We start from the raw sequence: 23,104 nt of genomic DNA, 5'->3' as shown, positions 1-23,104 counted from the left end.
CCGTGCTTCTAGGGTGGTTCTGTATCGGGCTTGTGTCGCGCGGCGTTCAGAGATGGTTCATTCGCGATACCATCGCCGACTGGCGCGGGGCTGTCTTTAGAAAGGCTTTGGGGCACAATCCAGCGGGCAAATGACTATCCCCGGCGGATTTTGTTCGACGTGCCAAAAATGTCACGGAACGAGCGCGCGCCGCCCAGTCAGATCGCGGCGACCCAGGACCGCGCCAGGGCCAGGCCGACGGCATCGGCCTCGGGGCCATGAAGCGCGGCCTCGCCGTCGAGGCGCTGGGGCCAATCGGGGTGGCGCTCGGCGATGGTCTCGGCAAAGGCCACGGTCCAGTCGCGAACCATCGGCCGGTCGGCCTCGAAGTGGAACTGGATGCCATAGCCGGCGCGGCCGATGCGGAAAGCCTGGTTGCCGGTGACCGAACTGCCGGCAAGCCGCACGGCATCCTCGGGCAAGGTGAAGGTGTCGTCGTGCCACTGGAAGATCGGGAAGCGCTGGGGAAGATCGCTGAAGACCAGGTCGTCCTGGGCCTCGTCGGTCAGGGTGATGCCGTGCCAGCCGAATTCGGTAGAGCCGCCGATGCGGTTGTGGCCGCCGAAGGCGCGCGCCATCAGCTGACCGCCGAGGCAGATGCCGAGCACCGCCTTGTCCCTTTCGACAAATTCGCGAGCGAGTTCGAGCAAGGCCGGGAAATACGGGGAATGGGCGTCGTCGCGAGCATTCTGGCCGCCGCCGAGGATGACCATGGCGTCGTGGCCGGCCGCATCGGCCGGCAGGGCTTCGCCGAGATAGGCATTGCACCGGTCGATCTCGGCGCCGACTTCGACGAGCGCGGCTCCAACCTGGCCGAGGCCGGTGTTGGCAAAATTCTGGACGACAAGAACGCGCATTTCGGCCCTTCAGCAGCACAGTGACAACGCTGCGGCGAGCCCTATCATGCGGCGTGCGACGCAGCCAAGAAGGAACAGCTATGCCACTGCAGAACCGGGTCGACCCGTTCGGCGAAATCCATGTCGATCCGGCACGCGGCATGTTCACCGGCAATCGCGGCATCATCCACGAGCCCGAGACGAGGTCGCTGCTCAACCGGCGCTGGGCGACCAAGGCGTGGATCACCTGCGCGCTCGAGTTCAAAGGCGTGCGCCGCGTGCCGATGGGACGCAACCGGCCGGGCGGCAAGACGGGGTGGACCGAACTCTTCTTCCTCGACGAGGTGACGGCACTGGCCGCCGGCCACCGCCCCTGCTTCTATTGCCGCCGGCCCCGTGCCCAAGCCTTCAGCGCAGCCTATGCCGTCGCCTTCGGCGCCGACGATCCCAAGGTCGGCGAGATCGACGGGCAGCTGCATCTGGAAAGGCTGGCTTCGGGCGGCGAGCCCATAGAGGTGGACCAGCACGGGCTGCGGCTGCTGCCTGACGGGGCGATGTTCTCGGACGGGGCCTCCGACTATGCGGTGCGCGGCGGCAGGGCGATGCGCTGGAGCTTCGGCGGCTACGACGCAGCCTTCGGCTTCGACGAACTGGCCGATGCCGAGATGTGCATCATCACGCCGGCGACGACGCTGGCCGTGCTGCAGCGGGGCTACCGGCCGGAATGGCATCCGAGCGCGGAACGGCTCTCGGCAGGGGCGTAGATCCGCTGCGAGCGGCACGATGGGCATCGAGCAGCGCCGCGAAATAGGCAGGCGGGATGGTCATGACCAAAGATGCACGGCGCCCCAGCACCTTGAACGACATGCCGGTTTCAGCTCGACGCGCCATCTCCTCTTCTGTGAGGTTGAGGCCGATTACTTCCTTGATGATGCAGAAGTCGGCGCAACTGACCCGCTCGCGATCGATTGCTGTCGTGCTTACCTTTTCGCCATCGGCATAGGCCTGCTTGAGATAGACGCGCTTCGGATATCGACCGGTGACAAGGATCTGGAAGTCGCTGTTTGCGGACTGCCCCTTCGGATCGATCCAGCTGCGGATCAGGTAGGTGTTCCCAAGCAGGTTCCGGTCATGAAAAATCAGCGGCCCCGAGACTTTGATCAAGCCCGTGTGCGGATCGTGTCCAACCGAAATGTTCCTGGACACCTGCTCCTTCTGCGCTGCTGGCACGATGGGAATGCCGTAGGCGGCGGCGAGCTGCGCACCGCAACCCGCCAACAACAGGCATGCAGCAACGACACGAAAGATCGCCATCTCCGCCCCCCGGCAAAATATGAACATATCATGAACAAACATGGATATCCAGAGGCCACGCAGCTGCCCCTTGACCACCGGCGCGGCCTGCCGCATTGCTCGGCCATGCGCGCAAACTACAAGATGCAACGGCTGTTCGTGCCCGATGACCTCTCGGCCAGGACGGCGCTCGACGCCGATCCGCAGCAGAGCCACTACCTCGCCCATGTGCTGCGCCTCGGCGAAGGCGCGGAAGTGCTGCTGTTCAACGGCCGCCACGGCGAATGGACGGCAAGGATTGCCGGCCGGACAAAAAGGGCGGTGCGGCTCGAGGTGCTGGAGCAGCAGCGGCCGCAACCCGACCATCCCGATCTCGTCTACTGCTTTGCCCCGCTGAAGGTGGGCCGGCTCGACTATCTCGTGCAGAAGGCGGTGGAGATGGGGGCTGGCACGCTGGTGCCCGTCATCACGCAGCACACGCAATTGACAAAACCCAGCATCGACCGGCTGCGAGCCAATGCGGTGGAGGCCGCCGAGCAGTGCGGCATCCTGGCCATTCCCGACGTGCGCGAGGCGGTGAAGCTGGAGCAGTTGCTTGGCACCTGGGACAAGGACCGGCGGCTGATCTTCTGCGATGAGGATGCCTCGACCAACAATCCGATGGCAGCGCTGCAGGGCATCAAGGAACGCAAGCTGGCGCTGCTGGTCGGGCCGGAGGGCGGCTTTTCCGACGACGAGCGGCGCATGCTGCGCGCCCTGCCCCAGGTGACGGCCATTCCGCTGGGACCGCGCATCCTGCGCGCCGACACCGCGGCAGTGGCAGCCCTCGCCGTCATCCAGGCGACCATCGGCGACTGGTAGTCAGCCAAGCACCTTGCCGGGCCACGGGTTGATGCCGTCGCGCAGCCAAAGCAGCGTGTCGAGCCAGAAATCTGCGGCGTGAGCGCTGTGGAACAGGCCGAAATGGCCGATCTCGCGCCGGTCGAAATCATCAGGCGACAGCAGGATCTGGGTCGCGCTTGCGCCGGAGTAGTAAGCCAGCGCCCGCCTGATGGCCTGCGGTGTGCCGAGTTCGTCATCGCAAACGCCGACGGCGAGGATGGGCGCGGACACGGCGGCCAGGCGACGCAGGACAGCGCTGCGCTCGTCCTCGGGGTGGCTCTGCTCCATCCGGGCGCGGCGAAAACTCCAATCGTTGGCGACGCCCGCGGGAAGGTCCTCGAGCCAGCCAAGGCGCTTGCCGGGGAAATAGCCCAGCAGGGCGGTGAGCGCAGGCATGGCGACATGCCATTTCAGGAGCAGGCGCAGGCGGCGGTCGGCGGCATAGTCGCGCCACCAGGCATATTGGGCGCCGATGGTGAGCATGCGGGCGATGGCCGGGGCGGATTCGGCGAGGCCGGGCAGGAAACCGCCGATGCTGTGGCCGACAACCATGATCGGCGCGCCGGAATCACGCGCGCCAGCGAAGCGCAGCACGGCGTCGAAATCCAGTTCGCCCCAGTCGCGCCAGCGATGGCCGCAGCGGCGCAAATCGACCGGGCGCGAGGCACCGATGCCGCGATAGTCGTAGGTCAGGACATCGAAACCATGCCCGGCCAGAAAGGCGGCGTAGCGGTGATAATACCGAGCCAGCACGCCGGTGGCGGGATTGACGACGACCGTGCCAAGGCCGGCACCACCGGGCCGTGGCCAGACGTGGCCGCGCAACGCGACGCCATCGTCACAAACGATCTCGACAGATTTGGGCTCGACCACTGAGACAGCGATGGACATGGCAAACCTCGCATACATGCAAGCTGTTGCACGGATAAGCGAAAATGCCTATCGATTACATTCACTAGTCGGTATACACAGGCGATGAAGCCATCCGACATTCCGACGCGCGAGCGCATCGTCAACGCCGCCTCCAAACTGTTCTACAGCGCGGGCATCAGGGCCGTCAGCGTCGATGCGGTGGCCGAAAAGGCAAGCCTGACCAAGCGCACGCTCTACTACCATTTCGCCAGCAAGGACGAGTTGATCGCCGCCTATCTCGACGGTCGCGACCAGCCCCAACCTTGCGCTTTACCAGCGCTGGTTCGCAGAGGCACAAGGAGGGCCGGCGGAGAAGGTGATGGCCCTGTTCGGCAACCTTGCCAAGGCCGCACGGCAGCCGAAATGGAAGGGCTGCGGCTTCCTGCGGACCGCCGCCGAACTGGCCGACATGCCCGGGCATCCGGCGATCAAGACAGGCATCGCCCACAAGAAGCGCGTCGAAGGCTGGCTGCGCGACGTGATGGCGGAGGCAGGTGCGGCGGCGCCGGAGACGCTTTCCCGCCAGATCGTGCTCCTGCTCGACGGAGCCTTTGCGGTGGTGCTGCTCAATCGCGATGCGAGCTACATGGAAACGGCGGGCGAAGCGGCATCGACGCTGGTCAAGGCGGCACTTTCGGCGCGATAGTCAAGGCAGGGACTTGCCTGACGCAGCGGGTGCAGCGAAATCATTCAATATCTATTGACGAAGGCTCAGGATTTTTCGCTTGATCGGCGAGCGCTCGATCGTCCATCAAGCGCCCGCGGTCCTTCCGCCTTCAGGAGAAGCATACATGGCGCGCGACACCACTGATTTCCGGCCTATCGAAGGGATGGACGAACTCGTCGACTATCTCGCAGCCGGCAACAAGCCGCGCGACAAATGGCGGATCGGCACCGAACACGAGAAATTCCCCTTCTATGTCGACGGCAATGCGCCGGTTCCCTATGGCGGCGACCGCGGCATCCGCGCCATCCTCGAAGGCATGCAGCAAAAACTCGGCTGGGACCCGATCATCGACGCCGGCCGCATCATCGGCCTGGTCGAGCCGACCGGCCAGGGCGCGATTTCACTGGAGCCGGGCGGGCAGTTCGAGCTGTCGGGCGCACCGCTGGAGACGATCCACCAGACCTGCCGCGAGGGCAACGCGCATCTGGCGCAGGTCCGCGAGATCGCCGAGCCTATGGGCATCCGCTTCCTCGGCCTCGGCGGCAGCCCGAAATGGACGCTGAGCGATACGCCGCGCATGCCGAAATCGCGCTACGACATCATGACCGCCTACATGCCGAAGGTCGGCACCAAGGGCCTCGACATGATGTACCGGACCTGCACCATCCAAGTGAATCTCGATTTCGAGAGCGAAGCCGACATGCGCCGCAAGATGCAGGTGTCGCTCAAGCTGCAGCCGCTGTCGACCGCGCTGTTCGCCAATTCGCCCTTCACCGACGGCAAGCCCAACGGCATGCAGAGTTGGCGCGGCGACATCTGGCGCGACACCGACAACCAGCGGTCAGGCCTGCTGGAGTTCTGCTTCTCGCCGGAGTTCGGCTTTGCCGATTATGCCGAATGGGCACTCGACGTGCCGATGTATTTCGTCATCCGCGACGGCCGCTACCACGACATGACGCACATGACGTTCCGCCAGTTCATGGCCGGCGACGCACGCAACGAAATCACCGATGGCATGCCGACCATGGGCGACTGGGCCAACCACCTGTCGACGCTGTTCCCCGACGTGCGCCTCAAGCGATTCCTGGAAATGCGCGGCGCTGACGGCGGCCCGTGGCGGCGAATCTGCGCGCTGCCGGCTTTCTGGGTCGGCTTGCTCTACGATGCGGCGACGCTCGATGCGGTGGAAGAATTCACCCACGACTGGAGCTACCAGGACGTACGGGCGATGCGCGATGCGGTGCCCGAGCAGGGCATTTCGGCGGCGTTCCGCAACACCACGCTGCGCGACGTCGGCCGCGACGTGCTTGCGCTGTCGCGCCAGGGGCTGGTCAACCGTGGCCGCAAGAACCATGACGGTTTCGACGAGGCCGGCTTCCTCAACACGCTCGACGAAGTGGTCGCGCGCGGCACGACAAGCGCCGAGGAAATGCTCAACGCCTACAACACGCGCTGGGGCGGATCGATCGAACCGGCGTTCCTGGAGTATGCGTATTAGGGTTGCGAAAGCCCCTTCAACGTCCCGCTAAAAGGCACTACGCTCCTCCTCCGGCGAATGACCCGAGGAGGAAAAAAATGCTGCCACTGTTCGAGATGCTGGCCAATGCCCAGAACGGCAACGGCATGGAGGCACTGGCGCGCCAATTCGGGCTCAGCCAGCAACAGACGCAATCGGCGCTCGAGGCGCTGATGCCCGCCTTCAGCCAGGGGCTGAAGCGCAATGCATCCGATCCCTATGGCGTCGGCTCCTTCCTGCAGGCGATGGCGAGCGGCCAGCACGCCAAATATTTCGAGGACGCCACCCGCGCCTTCTCGCCCCAGGGGGTGCAGGAGGGCAACGGCATCCTCGGCCACCTGTTCGGCTCCAAGGACCTGTCGCGGGCCGTCGCCGGGCAGGCAGCGCAGGCGACCGGTATCGGCCAGGACGTGCTCAAGCAGATGCTGCCGGTGATCGCCTCGATGATCATGGGCGGGCTGTTCAAGCAGTCGACCGGGCAGATGCAGGCGGCCAGCGGCATGGGCGGCAACAACCCGCTGGGCGACATCATCGAGCAGATGATGCGGCAGGGTGGCGGAATGATGGGCGGCGGCCAGCAGCAGGCGCCGCAGCAGACGCAGGCGCCAGACCCGTTCGACAACCCGTTCGGCAAGGTGCTGAAGGACATGTTCGGCGGCGGCCAGGCGCAGCCGCAATCGGCTCCCCGCCAGCAGGCACCGCAGCAGAGCCCCTATGGCGACAATCCGCTGGGCAAGATCTTCGAAGAAATGCTGGGAGGCGGCCAGTCCGCACAGCCGGCGCCGCAGCCAAGGCAGCGGCCGCAGGAGCAGGCCAACCCGAGCGGCCGGCCACGCAACCCCTATGACGACCTGTTCGGCAAGATGTTCGAAACCGGCAGCCAGCAGCGCGACGACTACCAGAAGGGCGTCGAGTCGATCTTCGAGCAGTTCAGCAAGGGGATGGACAGGTACAGGTGAGCGAATAGGGAGTAGCGAATAGGGAGTAATGAGTAGTGGAAGGGAGACTACTCCCTGTTCGTTACTCGCTACTCACTACTCACTATTTCCTCCCCGCTACGAAAAAAGCCCGGTCCTTGGGAGGACCGGGCAACGTGCAGGCTGGGCCGGCGGGGACCGGCTGGGAGTGGGGAGCCTGCGAACCCTCGATTACATCTCAGGCGACGCGACGGGCCATCGCCTCGAGATTGTCGGCGCGGGTTTGCCGGATCGTCCGCAGACGGGCGGTCGGATCGGAAGCAAACGGCAGGTCGACGGCGACATGCAGGTCGCCACGGGTGAGCCCGACATCGGCGAGTTCGGTGTCGGTCATTTCACCCAGGCGATAAAAGGCGCGCCGGTTTTTCCAGGCGCGGAAGAGATCGGCGGTGTAGGTGACGATACGCATCGCATTCACCGGCCGAACCGCGGAATGCGTCGTCTCAGTGCAATGGTCGAGCGTGGTCATTGTCATCTCCCTTCAGGACAAACGGGTCCCTTCCGGCCGGCGCTCCTTGCTGCCAAACCGGTTCCGATACACATGCCTCATGTGGACGATCAAACATTGCCATCGGTGGATTGATTAATCCAACGAATGTTTCTAATCTTTATCATCAAAGTTCATGATGGAAACGTCGATGGCCGCTCCGCTCGATCTTGACCAGCTCCAGACCTTCGTCACCATCGTCGACACCGGCAGCTTCACCCGCGCCGCCGACGAGGTCCACCGCACCCAATCGGCAGTGTCAATGCAGATGCGCCGTCTCGAAGACCGCATCGGCAAGGCGCTGTTCGAAAAGGAAGGGCGCATGAACAAGCTGACCGAGGAAGGCGAGCGCCTGCTTTCCTATGCCCGGCGGCTGCTGCACCTGAACCGCGAAACGCTGGCGGCGTTCGACGACCGCGCGCTCGAAGGCACGATCCGCATCGGCGTGCCCGACGATTATGCCGACCGCTTCCTGCCCGAGATCATGGCGCGGTTCTCGCGCTCCAACCCGCGCGTCGAGCTGTCGGTGATCTGCGAGCCGACGGTGAACCTCGCCGACATGATCCGCCGCGGCAACCTCGACATCGCCCTGGTGACGCAGTGCGAAGACACCAATCCGACCGAGATCGTCCGCAACGAGCCGCTGCTGTGGGTCTCCTCTGCCAGCCACATGGCGCATGAGGAAGAGACCCTGCCGATGGCCTTCGGCCGGCCGAACTGCCAGTGGCGGCGCACCGCCTGCGAGATGCTGGATGCGCGCGGCCGTCGGTATCGCATCCTGTTCACCAGCTGGTCGGCGACGGTGATCACGGCTGCGGTGCTGGCCGGGCTGGCCGTGTCGGTGCTGCCCGAATGCGCGCTGCGGCCCGGCATGCGCGTACTGGGCGAGGCCGACGGGTTCGGCTCCCTGCCCGACTGCAAGATCGGCATCCTGCGCGGGCATTCCAGCCGGCCGCAGATCATCGACGCGCTTGCCCGCCACATCTCGGAAAGCCTCGACAACATCTCGATCCCGACGCCGGAAGAAACGGGTTCGTTCGACTTCGCCACGCTGATGGCGACACGCAGCCGGCGGCTGAAGCCGAACCAAATCATGCCGGGATGGTAGGCAAAGGCTGAGCCGGCGTGCTTGACGAGGGGGCCTTGCCGGCCCTCAATCGCGCCATGAGCGAAGTTGCCACCGAATCACGAACCAACGCTGCGGAATATACCGTCAGCGAAATCTCCGGCGCGCTGAAGCGCACTGTCGAGGACGCTTTCGGCAATGTGCGCGTGCGCGGCGAAATCTCCGGCTATCGCGGGCCGCATTCGTCGGGCCATGCCTATTTCTCGCTGAAGGACGACCGTGCCCGCATCGAGGCGGTGGTCTGGAAAGGCACGATGAGCCGGCTAAAATTCCGTCCCGAGGAAGGGATGGAGGTGATCGCCACCGGCAAGCTGACCACCTATCCCGGCTCGTCGAAATACCAGATCGTCATCGACAGCCTGGAACCGGCGGGCGCCGGCGCGCTGATGGCCTTGCTCGAGGAACGCAAGCGCAGGCTTGCCGCCGAAGGGCTGTTCGACGACCGGCGCAAGCAATTGCTGCCGTTCATGCCGCTGGTCATCGGCGTGGTCACCTCGCCGACAGGCGCCGTCATCCGCGACATCATCCACCGCATCAAGGACCGCTTTCCGCTGCATGTGCTGGTCTGGCCGGTGCGCGTCCAGGGCGAGACCTCGGGCGCCGAGGTGGCGGCAGCCGTCAACGGCTTCAACGAACTGCCGGAAGAAGGCGGTTTCCGTCGCCCCGACCTTCTGATCGTGGCGCGTGGCGGCGGCAGCCTCGAAGATCTCTGGGGCTTCAACGACGAGGCGCTGGTCCGCGCCGTGGCCGCCTCGCATATTCCTGTCATTTCGGCTGTCGGCCACGAGACCGATTGGACGCTGATCGACCTTGCCGCCGACCGGCGGGCACCGACGCCGACGGGCGCGGCCGAGCTTGCGGTGCCGGTAAAGGCCGAGCTCGAGGCGACGCTGGCCAATCTCGGTGCGCGGCTGCGCGGCGCGGTCTCGCGCATGATCGACAGGCGCAGCCAGGCCGTGCGCGCCGCGGCCCGGGCGCTGCCCACACCCGACCAGTTGCTGGCGCTGCCGCGCCGGCGTTTCGACGAGGCCACCAGCCGGCTAGGCCGCGCGCTGACGGTCACCACCGAACGCAAGCGCGCGCGGCTGTCCGCGGTGCGGCTGTCGCCGGCGACCCTGTCGCGGCGCATCGCCGAGACGCGCCGGCACCTGGACCGCGACATGCTGCGGGCGAATGCGGCGCTGCGGGCGCTGGTGCGCGAGAAACACGTGCGCTTCGACCGCACCAAGGCTCGGCTCTCGCCCGAGCCGCTGGCGAGGCGGCAAGAGGCCTGCCGCCTTCAGCTCACCAGCCTGGAACGGCGCGGCACACTGGCCGTCGGTCGTGCGCTCGAACGGGCGCGGACGCAGCTGTCGCAAGCAGACCGGCTGATGGCGACGCTGTCGCACAAGGCGGTGCTGGCGCGCGGCTTTGCACTTGTGCGCGACGCCGACGGCGCGGTGCTGAAGCGCGCAGCCGAGATTTCGGCGGGATCGGCGCTGTCGATCGAATTTGCCGACGGCACGGCCAACGCCGTCGCCACCAGCGGCGACGCCAAGCCGCGGCCGGTTACCAAGCCGGTGAGCAAGGTCAAGGAACCCGGCAACCAGGGCAGCCTGTTCTAGAGGCTGTTCCGTGCCAAGCGGCGTGGAACAGACCCGGCGCATGACTTAGTCCGAAGTCGTTCCTGACGGAGCCGCAAGCACCGGAGCGACGAGCGGGGAAATGAACGGCGCGCTCCACGATCCGCCGACGAAGAAGGCCGCGGGCGGAATGGCCGGCGGGGTCGCGGCGGTGGCATCCTTGGCTTCGATCGCCCCGGACAAGGCGAGGCCACGGCCGACATAGGGCACGATCCCCGTCAGCCAGATGCGGTTGGTCGCGGTGCGCGCCTCGGCCTTGTCGATCCTGGCGACACCGTTGGCGACCGTCGCCTTCAACTCGACGCCATCCACCGGCAGCGTGCCGCCCGAGACTTCATCCAGCGAGAAGAAGCCGCGCTCGGACGAACGCTTGAGGAATGCCTGCAGATCGAGCCCGATGATGGCACCCGCGCCGAACGTGGCGGCGATGGAGCCGTTGGCATTCTGCAGAAGCGTGCTCCAGCTCAAGCCAGGCCCCTTGAGAATGACTGACACCGTGCCCCGGCCAATCGGCACGATGCGGCTCATGCCGGCGGCGGTGCCGAATGCGCCGCCATCGATGTCCGACGCCAGAAGCCGCAGTTCGGCCTGGCTGCCGCCCGGCTTGCGGTCGAAGCGGATGCCGGCCTGGACGTTGCCGCCAAAGGCCTCGGCGTCGGAGATGTCGAAGGCCACGAGGCCACCCTTGACCTGCGCCGTGGCGGCGACCTCGGACAGCGCGATCGAGCCGGCCGTCGCCTTGCTGGTCGACAGCCTGAGGTCGAGATTGATGCGGTCGGCGAAGCTGGTGTCGATCTCGGCGGCATTGCCGTTGGGCGATGCCATCGGCGCGAAGGCCGAGGCAAAGGTCATCAGGTCGAGCGAATCGAATGCGAGCGTGCCGGAGAGCGACGGCAGCGGCCCGTTCAGCGCCAGATCGAGGATGCCCATGCCCGGATTGCCATCGATCGTCACCTTGGCATTGTCGAGCTTGAGGCGATCGAGATCGCCGCTGACGCCGGATGCGATGGAGATCGAGCCGACCGGACTGGTGGGCATGACGCCGGGGCGCGACCATTCGAGCACCCGCCTGAGCGAAGTTGCCGCGAACTTGACCTGGCCGTCGACATGGACATCGCCGGCCAGGCTGGCGGTGCCGTCAAAGGACGCTTCCACCGGCGCCGACTTGAGCGACGCAACGATCGGCGCGGCGCCGCCGGCAAAGAGCACCAGCGGGCGAGGCGACGACAGTTCGAGTGCCGCCTGCTCGCCACGCCAGATGGCGGTGGCGGTCAGGCTTCCGGCCTTGTTGAGCGCCGGCAGGCTGGCCTTGCCCGTGAGGTCGGTCAAAAGCTCGTCCTCGCCCTCGTCCGAAACGGCGACGACGCGGCCATCGACAAATTCGACCGATCCGAACTCATCCGAAGGCATCTTGCCGAGGTCCGGCTCGGCGGGACTGGCGGAGACCGTGGCGCGCGCAAGCTCGATCGCACGCGTCAGCCTGCCGCCGCGTGACCGGGGCATCTCTAGACCGCCGTCGGCCAGGCGCCGCAGGCGCACCGTCGGTCTCAGGAAATGGGCGTCGGAAAAGTCGACATTGCCGCTGAGGGCGGAGAATGCCGACAGCTCGATCTCGACGCGTTCGGCCTCGATGACCGGCGATCCCTGCTCATCTTCCCAATCGGTGAGCGTCACGTCGGTAAGCGTGGCGCGGAAGACCGGCCAGATCTCGATGTCGGGCGTGCCGTTGATCGAGACGCGGAAGCCGCTCCACGCGCTCATCTCGAAGGCGATGCGGTCCTTGACGATCTGGGTGGAGGCGATGAACGGCACGGCCGCAACAGCCACAGCGACCAGGACGGCAATGCCGACGATCGCCCAAATGCTGCGCCTGAACAGTGGTGATGGCATGTTGCCCTTGTGCTGCCCGTGCTGCGCGGTTGTGGGAACCGGGTGTAACCGAGTAACGCGGCATTTCAAGTCTTTGTGGCCATCGGATGACGTTTGCGCACAGCGCAATGGCGCTATTCGACATTTCCTTGATCTGCTGCAGTGCGACATGCATAACCAGATGCCTTCCTGGGAGAGATGCTGATGTCCGTTGAAACGCCACTCTGGGTGCCTTCCGCAAAGCAGGTCGCGGAGGCGCCGCTGACGGCGTTCATGGCCGAGGCGTCGGCGCGCGCCGGGCGGGCATTTTCCAGCTATGCCGAGTTGCACGCCTGGTCGGTGGACGAGCGCGAAGCGTTCTGGGACCTGGTCTGGGACTTCTGCGGCGTGATCGGCGACAAGGGCAGTCGCGTGCTGATCGACGGCGACAAGATGCCGGGCGCGGCGTTCTTTCCCGATGCCAAGCTCAATTTCGCACAGAACCTGCTGCGGAGCACCGGCAGCGCCGAAGCCATCGTCTTCCGTGGCGAGGACAAGGTCGAGCGGCGGTTGTCCTGGGACGAGTTGACGGCGCTGGTGTCGCGGCTGCAGCAATTGTTCGTGTCGCTCGGCGTGAAGGAAGGCGACCGGATCGCGGCGATGATGCCCAACATGCCCGAGACGGTGGCTGCGATGCTGGCAGCGGCCTCGATCGGAGCGGTGTGGTCGTCGTGCTCGCCCGATTTCGGCGAGCAGGGCGTGCTCGACCGGTTCGGCCAGATCGAGCCGAAGGTCTTCATCGTGCCCGACGGCTACTGGTATGCCGGCAAGCACATCAAGGTCGGCGACAAGGTCGCAGCGGTCGCCGACAAGCTGACGACAGTCATCAAGGTCCTGGTCGTCGACTATCTCGGCACTGCAAGCGACGTGGCCTCGGGCATCGCCAAGGCCGAGGCGCTGGAGGATGCGCTGGCGCCGTTTGCGGCAAAGCCGGTGACCTTCACGCCCCTGCCCTTCGCCCACCCGCTCTACATCCTGTTTTCCTCCGGCACGACCGGCATCCCGAAATGCATCGTCCATTCCGCCGGCGGCACGCTGCTGCAGCACGTCAAGGAGCACAGGCTGCATGCCGGGCTCAAAGCCGGCGACCGCTTCTTCTACTTCACCACCTGCGGCTGGATGATGTGGAACTGGCTGGTCTCTGGGCTCGCCTCGGAGGCAACGCTGCTGCTCTATGACGGCTCGCCGTTCCATCCCGACGGCAACGTGTTGTTCGACTTCGCCCAGGCCGAGGAAATGTCCTATTTCGGCACCTCGGCGAAATTCATCGATTCCGTCCGCAAGGCCGGCCTCAGGCCCATCGACAGCCACGACCTGTCGTCCGTGCGCACCATCTCGTCGACCGGCTCGCCGCTGTCGCCGGAAGGCTTTGCCTTCGTCTATGACGGCATCAAGCGGGACGTCCACCTCGCCTCGATCTCGGGCGGCACCGACATCGTGTCGTGCTTCGTGCTCGGCGTTCCGACCGAGCCGGTGTGGACGGGCGAGATCCAGGGCGCCGGCCTCGGCCTTGCCGTCGATGTCTGGAACGACGACGGCAAGGCGCTGCGCGAGGAGAAGGGCGAACTGGTCTGCGCCAAGGCGTTCCCGGCAATGCCGATCGGCTTCTGGAACGATCCGGACGGGGCCAAATACCACGCCGCCTATTTCGAGCGCTTCGACAATGTCTGGTGCCATGGCGACTTCGCCGAATGGACAAGGCATGGCGGCATGATCATCCATGGCCGATCGGACGCGACGCTCAATCCGGGCGGGGTGCGCATCGGCACCGCCGAAATCTACAACCAGGTCGAGCAGATGCCGGAGATCGCCGAGGCGATCTGCATCGGCCAGGACTGGCAGGACGACGTGCGGGTGGTGCTGTTCGTGCGCCTCGCCCCTGGCGTTGCGCTGGACGAGGAGCTGGAAAAGCGCATCCGCACCAGGATCAGGACCGGCGCCAGCCCGCGCCACGTGCCGGCACGCATCGTTGCCGTTGCCGACATCCCGCGCACCAAGTCGGGCAAGATCACCGAACTCGCCGTGCGCGACATCGTCCATGGCCGCGCCGTCAAGAACCAGGAGGCGCTGGCCAATCCCGAAGCGCTCGATCTCTATCGCGGGTTGGCCGCGCTGCAGAAATGAGCGCGCGCGGCCGAGATATGCCTAACGAAAGATGAAGGCCAAATTTACCTCAACTTCAGGAGTGGTACACTTTCGTAAACTTATTATCATCGCGGTAAGGAGCTGTTAAGGTTCGACCCCGATAGTCGGACCTAACTTGAAGGGAGAAATCCCTTTCCTCGTCTTCGAGGATGGCACGTTAGCTCAAGTCCCCGTTGTAAACAGCATCTCCTTTCAAGGCGCCATCTGGCGCCTTTTTCTTTGCCGTTTCTGGGAGAAGCTAGAGCGATGCCTCGGCGTCGCGCACCAGGGCACCGGAAAGCAGCACCACCGGCACCATGGCGGTGATGATGATGACGATCGCCGCGACGGCACCTTCCTCCGGCACGCCGCGCGAGGCGTTTTCGTAGACATGGGTGGCGAGCGTGCTGAAGCCGAAGGGGCGCAGCAGGATGGTCGCCGACAGCTCCTTGACGGTGTCGACGAACACCAAGACGGCGGCTGTCAGGATCGCCGGCTTGAGCAGCGGCAGGAGCACGCTGGTGGCACTCTGCGCCGGCGTCTTGCCGAGACTGCGGGCGGCCTCGTCGAGGCTGCCCGGGAGCTTTTCCATGCCGGATCGGATGGCACCCTCGGCGAGAGCGATGAAGCGGATGGTGCAGGCGAGGATGACGGCGGCAGCCGAGCCGGTGAGCAGCAGGCCGGTGGAGACGCCGAGCCAGGCGCGTGCGAAGGCGTCGACCGAATTGTCGAAGCGGGCGAGCACGAAAAGCAGGCCGAGGCCGAGGATGCCGCCCGGAAGCGCATAGCCGACAGAGGCGAGGCGCACCATCGCCGCCATGCTGCGCGTCTTCGACAGGCGCTGGGCATTGAGCAGGAACAGCGCGATGGCGACGGTGACGACGGCCGTGATCGAGGCGGTCATCAGGCTGTTGACGAAGGCGCGCGCGACGTCGGGCGAGGCAAACTGTTCGAGGCGGCGCGAGGCATACTGGCCGAAGATGGTGATCGGCACGCCGAAGCCGCTGAGGATGGGCAAGAGCACGGCGACGGGCATGGCGAGCCGCGTCCAGCCCTTGAGCGCGATGCGCGGCGGGTGGACCTTGAGGTGGGTGCCGCGGCCGGCATGGAAGCGCTGGCGGCGGCGCGCCCATTGCTCGGCAACGAGGAGCAGCACGACCAGCACCAGCATCAGGATGGCGATCTGGGCGCCGCCTTCGAGGCTGCCGCGGTTGAGCCAGGTGGTGTAGACGGCGACCGTCAGCGTGCGGACGCCGAAATATTCGGCGGCACCGATGTCGTTGATGCTCTCCATCAGCACCAGTGCCACGCCGGCAACGATGGCCGGCCGCGCCACGGGCAGAAGCACGCGCCAGAACACCCGCGCCGGCGAGGCGCCGAGCGTGCGCGCGACATCGGCGATGTTGCGTCCCTGCATGAGGAAGACGATGCGGGTGGTCAGATAGACGTAAGGATATAGCACCGAGGCGAGCACGAAGGCAGTGCCCCAGGTGGAGCGTATGTCGGGGAACCAGTAGTCGCGGATGGTCTGGAAGCCGAAGATGGCGCGGACCATGCTCTGCACCGGGCCCTGGTAGTGGAAGAACTCGCCGAAGGCATAGGCGGCGAGATAGGGCGGCACGGCGAGCGGCAGGACCAGCGCCCAGGACAGCATGCGGCGGAACGGAAAATCATAGGCGACGACCGCCCAGGCGCAGGCGACGCCGGCAACCGAGGTCAGCACCGCCACCATGACCAGCAGCGCAAGCGTGGTGCGGGTTGCGCCGGGCAAGACGTTTTCGATCAGATGCGGCCAATCCTCGCCGGTGCCGGAGAGGGCGACGAAGAGGAGCGACAGCACCGGCAGGATGACGACGATACCGATGGCGAGCGCCAGCGTGCCGAGCAGCGGATGGCGCGGGCGCCTGACAGGCAAGGCGCGGGCGTCCGCGGCAAACGCCCCGCCCGAAGTCCCCTGACCTGTTCCGCTTGTCGTCGGCAAGGCCGCTCCCCAGCAATGCAGAAAAGCCGGACCGATTGCCCGGCCCGGCTCTTCTTCAGTTCATGTACCCGCCTATCAGCTGCTCGGGCCGTCGTCGAGGCCGACGCGGTCGACCATTTCGGAGGCAGCCTTGCGGCCCTTGGCGATGTCGACCAGCGGCAGCGTGTCGGCCTTGAGCTCGCCGAAGGCCTTGACCGTCTCGGACGGCTCGAGGCCCGGCTCGACCGGATATTCGTAGTTCTTCTCGGCGTAGACCTGCTGGGCCTCGTGGCTGGCCAGGAAGCGGATCAGCTTGACGGCGTTGTCACGGTTCGGCGCGTACTTGGCGAGCGCTGCACCCGAGATGTTGACGTGCGTCAGGCCGTTCTCGAAGGTCGGGAAGAGCACGTTGATGGCGTTGCCCCATTCCTTTTCCTTCGGGTCCTTCTCGTTGTTGCGCATCAGGCCGACATAGTAGGTGTTGCCGATGGCGATGTCGCACTCGCCGGCAGCGATGGCGCCAGCCTGCGGACGGTCGCCGCCGTCGGGCTTCTTGGCGAGATTGGCCTTGAGGCCCTTCATCCACTCTTCGGTCTTCTCAGGACCCCAATGGGCGATCGCCGCCGAGAACAGGGCCAGGTTGTAGTCGTGCTGGCCCGAACGCATGCAGATCTTGCCCTTCCACTTGGGATCGGCGAGCTCGGCATAGGTGATCGCCGTGTCCTTGACGCGCTCCTTGGAGGCGTAGATCACGCGGGCGCGCTTGGTGACGCCGAACCAGTTGCCTTCCGGATCGCGGTACTCGGCCGGCAGCAGCTTGTTGATTTCGTCGTCGACCAGAGGCTGGGTGACGCCCTTTTCCTTGGCCGAGGTGAGACGGGCGATGTCGACGGTCATGATGACGTCGGCAGGCGAATTCTGGCCTTCCGCCTGGATGCGCTCCTCAAGACCCTTGTCGAGGAACAGCACTTCAGTCTTGATGCCGGTCTCGGCCGTGAAGGCATCGAGAACGGGCTTGATCAGATCGGGCTGGCGATAGGTGTAGATGTTGACCACGCCGTCGGCGAGCGCCGAGGTGGTGAAGAGCGCCGCAATCGCAAGGGCGCCGCCGGCAAGTGCCGACCTGGCGTTTCCAAATTTCATTTTTTCTCTCCTGGCCAAAGGGGGCAAAGTCCCTCGAGGAACAAATGGCAGCCTCGCTTGCGAGGCCCCCTTCCCTATGGCCATTGTGACACTTGCGGTCAAGTTTAAAGGCCAGCAAATTCAATAGTTTAGAAATGTTCTAAACTGGACTGTTTTGCACCGGATTCAATGGCTTGTTCGACAAATTCTAACAACGGCCAGCCGACATCACGCAGATGTGCACAAAATGTCGCACCCTGCCCGGCCCAGGCTACTCCGCAAGAACCCTCGTCGAGGGGAAGGTGACCTCGATCAGAGTGCCCTCGCCCGGGGTCGAGGCAATGGTGAATCGGGCACGATTGGCCTCGACCATCGCCTTGGTCAGCGGCAGGCCGAGGCCGGTTCCGTCGCCGCGGCCGCGCTTCAGCGAGTTGATCTGCTTGAACGGTTTCAGCGCCTGCTCGATCTCGGCCTGGCTCATGCCGATGCCGGTGTCGCGCACCCGCATGACGATGTCGCCCGAGGTCTCGTAGGCGGTGGAAACGATGACCTGGCCGCCGGCCTGGGTGTAGCGCACGGCATTGGACAGGACGTTGAGCGCAATCTGGCGGATCGAGCGCCGGTCGGCGACGATTTCCGGCAGCCGCGAGGCGAAGCTGGAGCGGATGATGACGCGCTCGCGGTTGGCCTGGGGCTGCATCATGGCGACGGTCTCGGCGAGCGCATCGTTGAGCGACACCGCCTCGTAGTCCATCTCCTGCTGACCGGCCTCGATCTTGGAGATGTCGAGCAGGTCGTTGACCAGGTCAAGCACATGGTTGCCGGAGCGGTTGATGTCGCGGAGATAGTCGCGGTAGCGGTCGTTGGCGACGGGGCCGAACTTCTCGTCTACCATCAGTTCGGAGAAGCCGATGATGGCGTTGAGCGGCGTGCGGATCTCGTGGCTGATGCGGGCGAGGAAGTCGGTCTTCTGCGACGACGAGCGCTCGGCCTGGGCGCGCGCCTGGGTCAGTTCCTCCTCGGCACGCTTCCATTGGGTGATGTCGCGGACGACGGCACAGAAGCCGCTGTCGTTGGGCAGCCGGCCGATGGTCATGAACAGCGGGATGAAGCGCCCCTGCGATTCGCGGCCGATGACCTCGCGGCCGTCGTTGAGCACGCTCGCCACGCCATGCTCGGACAGGCCGACGAGATAGTCGCGCGCGGCGCGCTGGCTCTCGATGGCGAACAGCGAGTGGAACTGCTTGCCGGTGACCTCGTCGCTGTCGAAACCGAACAGGGCCTCGGCCGGGCGGCTGATCGAGCGTATGGCGCCATCGCGGTCGATGAGCACGACGCCATCGGTGGCGGTGTCGATGATGGTGCGCATCTCGGCGAGGCGCTCTTCGAGCTCGGCGATCTGGTCTGAGGCGTCGAGGTCGTCATCATCGCTGATGCGGCGCACGACGAGCATCAGCGCCTTGCCATCCTGCCAAGGCACCGAGCGCAGCACGGCTTCGATCGGGAATTCCTCGCCGCCCCGGGTCTTCAGCTTCAGATCATGGTCCGAGCCCGGCTCATTGCCGTAGCTTTCGGCGAACAGCGCGTCGAGGCCACCGGCCCGGGCCAGTTCGTCGACCGAACCGTAGCCGGTCAGGTCGAGAAACTCGGCATTGGCGTAGTGCAGCACATCACCGGCATGGATGAGCACCGGCACCGGCAATTCCTCGAGGATCGGCGCATCGACGGGCGTGTCGCGGCCGCCCGAAAATGACGGAATGACGTCCTCGGTGCGCAGCGCGGGCTTTACGGTTGTCTCGCGGTCGACCGCAGGTTCGCCCGGCACCTCCGGTTCGCTTGCCCTCATGGACGACAGCGCCACGACCTCGGCCGACGCCGGCTCTTCGGGCTGGGCGGGTTCAGGGGCAGCATGCTCGGCAAGCTCGGCGGCGGCCGCTTCGGAATAGCCGGCGATTTCCGCCGACGCCGCTTCGCCATTGCCGGCTGCGGGCACTTCGGCTTCCGGTGCCGGGGACGCCGGCTGCTGCCGCGCAGCGACGATCTCGCTTGCCCGCTTGAGCTTTTCGCCGATCTCGCGGAAGGCGTTGCGCTCGACGGAAGACAGCCCCTTGCCGTTGGCAGGCTCCTCCGGCGTGGCCGGCCGGTGCTCGGCAAGCCGGATCACCTTGTCGGTATAGCGGCGATCATGCGACGGTTCGATTTCCAGCGCCGGCACCTCACCGGAGAAGGGGTCGGCGGGAGTCGGTGCTTCTGCCGCGGGCTCGTTGAATGGACCAGCCTCGGCTTGCGATTGCCCGGCAGGCTCGACGGCCGGCGATTCGGTGGCCGATGATGGAGCTTCCGGCAGCGCTTCGGGCGCGGCCTCGGGTGCAGCGTCCTGCGGCGGCGCGCCGTTGGGCACCAGCGCCAGGCCGATGCGCTCGTGATCGATCACGGCTTCGGCCGGGCGTGCGACGCCGAACCCTCGGAAACCCTCGAAACTGCGGTCGCGGCCATAGACCGGCAAAGCTGCCAGATCGACCGGGATTCGCTGTTCGGAACCGGCGACGGGCCACAGCACCGAACGGCCCGACCAGGTGTCGCGGCGCTGCAAGAGGCCGGCGATTTCGCCCGATGGATCGAGCTCGAAGGTGTTCGACACGTCCTGGAAGCGCCGGCCGATGACATCGGCGGCATGCTCGCCGACGACGGCGGCGAATTCGGGCGAAATAGCGCTGAAACGGCCTTCGGCATCGGTGCGCCAGACGAAACGGACCGGTGCCGCCGATCGGTCCGCCAGCGGCTCGGCGCGCTTCGCCGGCGGTGCGGCGACCTCGGCAGCCTCCACCGGCGGCCTGTCCACGAGTTCGGCGACAGAGCCCGGCTCGGCAACCTTGGGCGGCTGTTGTGCTGCGGCCATTTCGCGGACCACGGCCCCTGCCCGGCTTTCGCGTTCCTCCGGGCTGAAATACCAATGATCGTGGTCGGCATGCGCGGCGGCCGGCGGCTGTACCGGGGCGGTCGCCTGCATCGGCTGGGCATCGGCGCTGCGGACAGGTTCCGGCACAGGCGCGAGCGGGGCCTGCTCGACGGGGCCGTCTTCACTGACCTCGACGCGTTCGTCGATGACGACAAGCAGATGCCGCGCCGGATCGTCGGCAAGCCGCGCCATGCCGGCGGGCAGATAGCCGCCGGCGGCGGGAATGGCCCGCTTGATCATGCGGTCGCGTTCGCGGCTGACGGCAGAGACCAGGCCGGCAAGCGTCGAGGTGGCGATGCCAAGTTCGGCAAATCCTTCGGTCGCCGCTTCAATTTCGCCACGGCCGTCGACAAAGGCGAGGAAATGCCCCGGCTCGGTGAAGCCGCTAATGGCGCTGGCGGCAACGTCCTTCGCAGGCTTGCCTGCCGGCACCGCAAGCATGATCGCGGTTTCGCCATCCGGCAGCCGGACCGAACTGGCCATGAAGGCAACGGCGCGGCTGGTCAGGCCCGACGCCACCCGCACCATGATGGCGCGGTCGCTGCCGATGTCAGGAAAGCCCGAGGTCGCCGCGATCTGGCGGCGGGCCGCCAGTCCCAGGCGCGCGGGCGCGCCGATGACCGCATCGATGTCGTCATAGCCGAGCACGGCGGCACCCGGACCATTGGCCCAGACCACGTCCTCGAGGTCGGCAGTCAGCACGACAATGGCGTCGCCGGCAGCGAAACGCTGCCTGACACGATCGACCACCGCGACGTCGATGAAGGAATAGGCTGCTGACGGCATTCACATAACCCGCAAGGCACGCATTCTCGTAATTAACGCTTTGTTAATAAAAGCCGTCATCGCCAAGGTCTAGCAAACAGGTGTCATGGAGCGAGATTATTCTCGCCACGTGGTTAACCTCGCAGCGGCCGCAAATTGTGCACTGCAACATCCTTATTGCAATGCACAATGAAATGCCCTATATGAGACATGCGAATAAACGAGACGGGTGACGCCACCCCGTCCAGTCACAGGGTGAGACAATGTCCAAGACCAAAACCGCAGAATTCGCAGACACCATCGAAATGCCGAGCTTCGACGTTTCCAAGGCCACCGACCAGTTCCGCGTCTTCGCCGAAAAGGGCGTCGAGCAGTCCAAGGAAGCCTACACCAAGCTCAAGACCGGCGCCGAAGAGGCCCAGAAGACCATCGAGACCAGCTATGAGAACGCCCGCAGCGTGACCAGCGAGCTGTCGCTCAAGGCGATCGCCGCCCTGCGCAGCAATGCCGAGGCCGGCTTCTCGCACCTCGAGGCCCTCGCCGGCGCCAAGTCGCTGTCGGAAGTCGTCGAACTGCAGACCTCCTATCTGCGCAGCCGCGTCGAGCAGACCGTCGAGCAGGCCAAGGAATTCCAGGCCGTTGCCTCGAAGGCCGCCGAAGACGTCTCGAAGCCGGTCAAGACCGCCTTCGAAAAGGCGCTGAAAGACCTCAAGGCCGCTTGATCGCGACCGAACAAGATACCCGGCGGGCGGTTCCTCCTCCCTCTGCCTGCCGGGCGAAGCGGCCAGCACCTCCTCCCGCTGGTCACCAAAGGAAAAGGCCGGCACCTCCTCCCGCCGGCCTTTTTCTTTTTTGCGGGGTCGATATCCCGCTGAATTCAGCGACTTCGCGCCGCGGGCACAAATCGCCGCAGTGGATGGTTCGCAAAGCTCTTGAAATGTGTTGGAATTGTCCGTAAGGACGCTGCGCCAGAGCAAGGCACGCGGTTGTAGCTCAGTTGGTTAGAGCGCCGGATTGTGGATCCGGAGGTCGGTGGTTCGAGCCCACCCAACCGTACCATCTTTTTTCCAAACGAAATCAAGACATTAGAAATTGAAGCTACCCCCTGATCGGGCACTTCATGTCGCGTTCATGTTGCAACTGAGTTCCCTTGATTTCCAAGGGTTTTCACTCACACTCGGCTAGTCCACGCAACATGGGACGCGACATGACCAACGATTTGAGTGATGCTGAAATTGCCGTTTTGCGGGAAGCCCCTGACGACTGGGGCGCTATGGACACGAGGATTATTGTGGGCCGAGGAAGCACGGCACGTCTTAGGACAGCCGGTTTGATCGAAATCGAGACCATGCCAGTCAAGTCACCGGGATACGTAGAGACCCGTTGGCGAATCACCAACGCCGGACGTCGGGTGCTTGGTCGGCAGTTCTAGGCCTAGAAACGCAAAAAAGCCCCGCCAGCCGAAGCCAGCAGGGCGATTGGCAGAAGCGCCGGTACGTGCAAGAAATCGATCTGCAGCCAACACGGGTATCAAATGGCAAAGGTCGAGAAGTTCCCGGTGAACCACGAGCAACGTGAGTTGAACCGACGAGGCAAAATGAGCCTTAACTGCATTGTGAGTGATCGCTGGTTGCGAGTGAGCGCACCTCACCACTCGGTCATCGACCTAGGCACCCCAATCGAAATCGACGTGATGAGGGCCAACAGCAACTCAACCGGCGGTGACCGCAAGATTTGCAACTTGGTCATCACAGTGGAGCAGTTAAGAGCGCTCCTAGCCGAGATCGAGAAAAAACAGGGTCAACAATAAAAAAAGCCCCGCGACCTTACGGCAGCGGGGCAATATGCAGATAGTGCATAATGGTCAGGGCGGCGGCCGGCCGGTGATCCAGGCGGCCCCGGCACCGGC

General features: G+C 65.2%; 17 protein-coding genes, 1 tRNA gene and 1 pseudogene. 11 read left to right on the top strand and 8 right to left on the bottom strand.

The window, feature by feature from the left end; all coding sequences use genetic code 11:
- Positions 1 to 197: 197 nt before the first annotated feature.
- Complete coding sequence (locus ASC75_RS17075; protein WP_055978077.1) at positions 198 to 896, bottom strand: type 1 glutamine amidotransferase; 699 nt, start codon at positions 894 to 896, stop codon at positions 198 to 200.
- Between the two features lie 80 nt (positions 897 to 976).
- On the opposite strand from ASC75_RS17075, the gene ASC75_RS17070 reads away from it, so the two are divergent.
- Positions 977 to 1,639: a hypothetical protein gene (locus tag ASC75_RS17070; protein ID WP_055978075.1), complete on the top strand. Its 663-nt coding sequence runs from the start codon at positions 977 to 979 to the stop codon at positions 1,637 to 1,639.
- Here the strand turns inward: ASC75_RS17070 and ASC75_RS17065 are convergent.
- Positions 1,551 to 2,231, bottom strand: coding sequence for a hypothetical protein (locus ASC75_RS17065; protein ID WP_184117347.1), 681 nt, complete (start codon positions 2,229 to 2,231; stop codon positions 1,551 to 1,553). The genes ASC75_RS17070 and ASC75_RS17065 overlap by 89 nt on opposite strands.
- A 63-nt stretch (positions 2,232 to 2,294) precedes the next feature.
- Between ASC75_RS17065 and ASC75_RS17060 the strand changes: the two genes are divergently transcribed.
- Positions 2,295 to 3,029, top strand: a complete 735-nt coding sequence (locus ASC75_RS17060) for a 16S rRNA (uracil(1498)-N(3))-methyltransferase (protein ID WP_055978434.1) — start codon at positions 2,295 to 2,297, stop codon at positions 3,027 to 3,029.
- Here the strand turns inward: ASC75_RS17060 and ASC75_RS17055 are convergent, their stop codons facing one another.
- Positions 3,030 to 3,941 carry an alpha/beta fold hydrolase gene (locus ASC75_RS17055; RefSeq protein WP_055978433.1) on the bottom strand — a complete coding sequence of 304 codons (912 nt, stop codon included), beginning with the start codon at positions 3,939 to 3,941 and terminating at the stop codon, positions 3,030 to 3,032.
- Between the two features lie 84 nt (positions 3,942 to 4,025).
- Here ASC75_RS17055 and ASC75_RS17050 point away from each other — a divergent pair.
- The 3 genes and pseudogenes from ASC75_RS17050 (at position 4,026) to ASC75_RS17040 (ending at position 7,104) form a co-directional block, all read left to right on the top strand.
- A pseudogene (locus tag ASC75_RS17050) lies at positions 4,026 to 4,608 on the top strand (TetR/AcrR family transcriptional regulator).
- Positions 4,609 to 4,753: 145 nt separating this feature from the next.
- On the top strand, positions 4,754 to 6,127 hold the full coding sequence (locus ASC75_RS17045; protein WP_055978432.1) for a glutamate--cysteine ligase: 1,374 nt from the start codon (positions 4,754 to 4,756) through the stop codon (positions 6,125 to 6,127).
- Positions 6,128 to 6,204: 77 nt separating this feature from the next.
- Positions 6,205 to 7,104: a DUF937 domain-containing protein gene (locus ASC75_RS17040; protein ID WP_055978071.1), complete on the top strand. Its 900-nt coding sequence runs from the start codon at positions 6,205 to 6,207 to the stop codon at positions 7,102 to 7,104.
- 196 nt (positions 7,105 to 7,300) lie between these two features.
- Here ASC75_RS17040 and ASC75_RS17035 read toward each other — a convergent pair whose 3' ends face one another.
- On the bottom strand, positions 7,301 to 7,591 hold the full coding sequence (locus tag ASC75_RS17035) for a DUF1127 domain-containing protein (protein WP_055978069.1): 291 nt from the start codon (positions 7,589 to 7,591) through the stop codon (positions 7,301 to 7,303).
- A 169-nt stretch (positions 7,592 to 7,760) separates the two neighbouring features.
- Between ASC75_RS17035 and ASC75_RS17030 the strand changes: the two genes are divergently transcribed.
- Together ASC75_RS17030 and xseA are read left to right on the top strand one after the other, a co-directional pair.
- Positions 7,761 to 8,717 carry a LysR substrate-binding domain-containing protein gene (locus ASC75_RS17030; protein ID WP_055978431.1) on the top strand — a complete coding sequence of 319 codons (957 nt, stop codon included), beginning with the start codon at positions 7,761 to 7,763 and terminating at the stop codon, positions 8,715 to 8,717.
- Between the two features lie 56 nt (positions 8,718 to 8,773).
- Positions 8,774 to 10,339 (top strand): exodeoxyribonuclease VII large subunit, encoded by a 1,566-nt coding sequence (gene xseA, locus ASC75_RS17025; RefSeq protein WP_055978430.1) that lies wholly within the window; start codon positions 8,774 to 8,776, stop codon positions 10,337 to 10,339.
- A gap of 45 nt (positions 10,340 to 10,384) precedes the next feature.
- Here the strand turns inward: xseA and ASC75_RS17020 are convergent, their stop codons facing one another.
- A complete protein-coding gene (locus ASC75_RS17020) occupies positions 10,385 to 12,247 on the bottom strand; it encodes an AsmA-like C-terminal region-containing protein (protein WP_055978067.1) in 1,863 nt (620 codons plus the stop codon).
- Between the two features lie 183 nt (positions 12,248 to 12,430).
- On the opposite strand from ASC75_RS17020, the gene ASC75_RS17015 reads away from it, so the two are divergent.
- Positions 12,431 to 14,389, top strand: a complete 1,959-nt coding sequence (locus ASC75_RS17015) for an acetoacetate--CoA ligase (protein WP_055978429.1) — start codon at positions 12,431 to 12,433, stop codon at positions 14,387 to 14,389.
- A 259-nt stretch (positions 14,390 to 14,648) separates the two neighbouring features.
- Here ASC75_RS17015 and ASC75_RS17010 read toward each other — a convergent pair whose 3' ends face one another.
- The 3 genes from ASC75_RS17010 to ASC75_RS17000 all read right to left on the bottom strand — a co-directional run bounded on the left by ASC75_RS17010 (position 14,649) and on the right by ASC75_RS17000 (position 21,216).
- Positions 14,649 to 16,304 (bottom strand): iron ABC transporter permease, encoded by a 1,656-nt coding sequence (locus ASC75_RS17010; protein WP_244487862.1) that lies wholly within the window; start codon positions 16,302 to 16,304, stop codon positions 14,649 to 14,651.
- Between the two features lie 141 nt (positions 16,305 to 16,445).
- Positions 16,446 to 17,492 (bottom strand): Fe(3+) ABC transporter substrate-binding protein, encoded by a 1,047-nt coding sequence (locus ASC75_RS17005; RefSeq protein WP_055978063.1) that lies wholly within the window; start codon positions 17,490 to 17,492, stop codon positions 16,446 to 16,448.
- A 250-nt stretch (positions 17,493 to 17,742) separates the two neighbouring features.
- Entirely contained in the window at positions 17,743 to 21,216 is a 3,474-nt protein-coding gene (locus ASC75_RS17000) for a PAS domain S-box protein (RefSeq protein WP_055978061.1), read from the bottom strand.
- A gap of 242 nt (positions 21,217 to 21,458) precedes the next feature.
- On the opposite strand from ASC75_RS17000, the gene ASC75_RS16995 reads away from it, so the two are divergent.
- The 3 genes from ASC75_RS16995 (at position 21,459) to ASC75_RS16980 (ending at position 23,005) form a co-directional block, all read left to right on the top strand.
- On the top strand, positions 21,459 to 21,917 hold the full coding sequence (locus ASC75_RS16995) for a phasin (protein WP_055978059.1): 459 nt from the start codon (positions 21,459 to 21,461) through the stop codon (positions 21,915 to 21,917).
- A gap of 260 nt (positions 21,918 to 22,177) precedes the next feature.
- A tRNA-His gene (locus tag ASC75_RS16990) sits at positions 22,178 to 22,254 on the top strand.
- A gap of 475 nt (positions 22,255 to 22,729) precedes the next feature.
- Positions 22,730 to 23,005, top strand: a complete 276-nt coding sequence (locus tag ASC75_RS16980; protein ID WP_055978055.1) for a hypothetical protein — start codon at positions 22,730 to 22,732, stop codon at positions 23,003 to 23,005.
- Positions 23,006 to 23,104: the final 99 nt, after the last annotated feature.

The sequence above is a fragment of the Aminobacter sp. DSM 101952 genome, from assembly GCF_001424795.1.
GTDB classification, from domain to species: Bacteria; Pseudomonadota; Alphaproteobacteria; order Rhizobiales; family Rhizobiaceae; genus Aminobacter; species Aminobacter aganoensis.
The sequence above is the reverse complement of the archived record's forward strand: the minus strand, read 5'-3'. Positions and strand labels throughout refer to the sequence as shown.

Excerpts from the sequence above, each read along its gene's own strand:
- ASC75_RS17075 (WP_055978077.1), bottom strand. The coding sequence starts at position 896 with ATGCGCGTTCTTGTCGTCCAGAATTTTGCCAACACCGGCCTCGGCCAG.
- ASC75_RS17070 (WP_055978075.1), top strand. The coding sequence starts at position 977 with ATGCCACTGCAGAACCGGGTCGACCCGTTCGGCGAAATCCATGTCGAT.
- ASC75_RS17065 (WP_184117347.1), bottom strand. The coding sequence starts at position 2,231 with ATGTTTGTTCATGATATGTTCATATTTTGCCGGGGGGCGGAGATGGCG.
- ASC75_RS17060 (WP_055978434.1), top strand. The coding sequence starts at position 2,295 with ATGCGCGCAAACTACAAGATGCAACGGCTGTTCGTGCCCGATGACCTC.
- ASC75_RS17055 (WP_055978433.1), bottom strand. The coding sequence starts at position 3,941 with ATGTCCATCGCTGTCTCAGTGGTCGAGCCCAAATCTGTCGAGATCGTT.
- ASC75_RS17045 (WP_055978432.1), top strand. The coding sequence starts at position 4,754 with ATGGCGCGCGACACCACTGATTTCCGGCCTATCGAAGGGATGGACGAA.
- ASC75_RS17040 (WP_055978071.1), top strand. The coding sequence starts at position 6,205 with ATGCTGCCACTGTTCGAGATGCTGGCCAATGCCCAGAACGGCAACGGC.
- ASC75_RS17035 (WP_055978069.1), bottom strand. The coding sequence starts at position 7,591 with ATGACCACGCTCGACCATTGCACTGAGACGACGCATTCCGCGGTTCGG.
- ASC75_RS17030 (WP_055978431.1), top strand. The coding sequence starts at position 7,761 with ATGGCCGCTCCGCTCGATCTTGACCAGCTCCAGACCTTCGTCACCATC.
- xseA (WP_055978430.1), top strand. The coding sequence starts at position 8,774 with ATGAGCGAAGTTGCCACCGAATCACGAACCAACGCTGCGGAATATACC.
- ASC75_RS17020 (WP_055978067.1), bottom strand. The coding sequence starts at position 12,247 with ATGCCATCACCACTGTTCAGGCGCAGCATTTGGGCGATCGTCGGCATT.
- ASC75_RS17015 (WP_055978429.1), top strand. The coding sequence starts at position 12,431 with ATGTCCGTTGAAACGCCACTCTGGGTGCCTTCCGCAAAGCAGGTCGCG.
- ASC75_RS17005 (WP_055978063.1), bottom strand. The coding sequence starts at position 17,492 with ATGAAATTTGGAAACGCCAGGTCGGCACTTGCCGGCGGCGCCCTTGCG.
- ASC75_RS17000 (WP_055978061.1), bottom strand. The coding sequence starts at position 21,216 with ATGCCGTCAGCAGCCTATTCCTTCATCGACGTCGCGGTGGTCGATCGT.
- ASC75_RS16995 (WP_055978059.1), top strand. The coding sequence starts at position 21,459 with ATGTCCAAGACCAAAACCGCAGAATTCGCAGACACCATCGAAATGCCG.
- ASC75_RS16980 (WP_055978055.1), top strand. The coding sequence starts at position 22,730 with ATGGCAAAGGTCGAGAAGTTCCCGGTGAACCACGAGCAACGTGAGTTG.